Origin of the sequence: Streptomyces sp. NPDC006798, assembly GCF_040635975.1 — a bacterium.
Lineage (GTDB): Bacteria > Actinomycetota > Actinomycetes > Streptomycetales > Streptomycetaceae > Streptomyces.
Genome location: NZ_JBEYIS010000120.1, coordinates 1 through 1,168, shown reverse-complemented (window position 1 = coordinate 1,168; position 1,168 = coordinate 1). Strand labels below are relative to the sequence as shown.

Annotated in this window: 1 protein-coding gene and 1 pseudogene; both read right to left on the bottom strand. The window is 68.2% G+C overall.

The window, feature by feature from the left end; genetic code table 11:
* Window positions 1–5: 5 nt before the first annotated feature.
* Window positions 6–968 (bottom strand): electron transfer flavoprotein subunit alpha/FixB family protein, encoded by a 963-nt coding sequence (locus ABZ714_RS34820; RefSeq protein WP_358829380.1) that lies wholly within the window; start codon window positions 966–968, stop codon window positions 6–8.
* 77 nt (window positions 969–1,045) lie between these two features.
* A pseudogene (locus ABZ714_RS34815) lies at window positions 1,046–1,168 on the bottom strand (electron transfer flavoprotein subunit beta); the annotation flags it as partial.

The following is a 1,168-nucleotide window of genomic DNA, read 5'->3' as shown; positions in this document are numbered from 1 at the left end:
CCGGTTCAGCCCTTGCGCTTGTTGATCTCCTCGGTGAGTTGGGGGAGGACGGTGTGGAGGTCGCCCACGACGCCGTAGTCCGCCAGCTCGAAGATCGGCGCCTCCGGGTCCTTGTTCACCACCACGATCGTCTTCGACGTCTGCATCCCCGCCCGATGCTGAATCGCACCCGAGATACCCGACGCCACATACAACTGCGGCGACACACTCTTCCCCGTCTGCCCCACCTGATGCGCATGCGGATACCACCCCGCGTCCACCGCCGCACGCGACGCGCCCACCGCACCACCCAACGCGTCCGCCAACGCCTCCACCAACGCGAACCCCTCACCCGAACCCAGACCACGACCACCCGACACCACCACAGCCGCCTCCGTCAGCTCCGGACGACCCGACACCGCCCGCGCCGACCGCGACACCACCCGAACACCCCGAGCCCCCTCCGAGAACTCGACGGGAAGGTCCTCCACCACACCCGCGGCCTCCACCGCCTCCACCGCGGCACTGTTCGGCTTCACCGTGATCACCGGCACCCCACGCGACACCCGCGACCGCGTCGTGAACGACGCCGCGAACGCCGACTGCACCACCACCGGACCCCCCTCACCCACCTCCACATCCACCGCATCCGTGATCACACCCGACCCCAACCGCAACGCCAGCCGCGCGGCCACCTCCTTGTTCTCCCCCGACGACACCAACAACACCGCCACCGCCGACACCCGCCCCACCGCCGCCTCCAGCGCGTCCACCCGCGGCACCACCAGGAAATCGGAGAACTCCCCCGCCTCCGACACCAAAACCCGCTCCGCCCCATGACCCGCCAACACGGACACGGTCTCCGACGCACCCGCACCCAACACCACAGCCACCGGCGAACCCAACCGCCGCGCCACCGTCAACAACTCCAGCGACGGCTTACGAACCAACCCCTCCACATGATCCACAACCACCAGAACATCAGCCATGACACACACTCCAGAAGAACGAGACGAAGACAGGAAGACGGGAAAAGGAAGGAAAGAAACGGGCCGCCCAGCAGCGGTCAGACGAACTTGCGGGACACCAGGAACTCCGCCACCCCACGGCCCCCGTCACCCTCGTCCACGACCACCGTCCCCGCACTGCGCGCCGGACGCTCCTCCACCGCGTCCACCACCGTCCACGC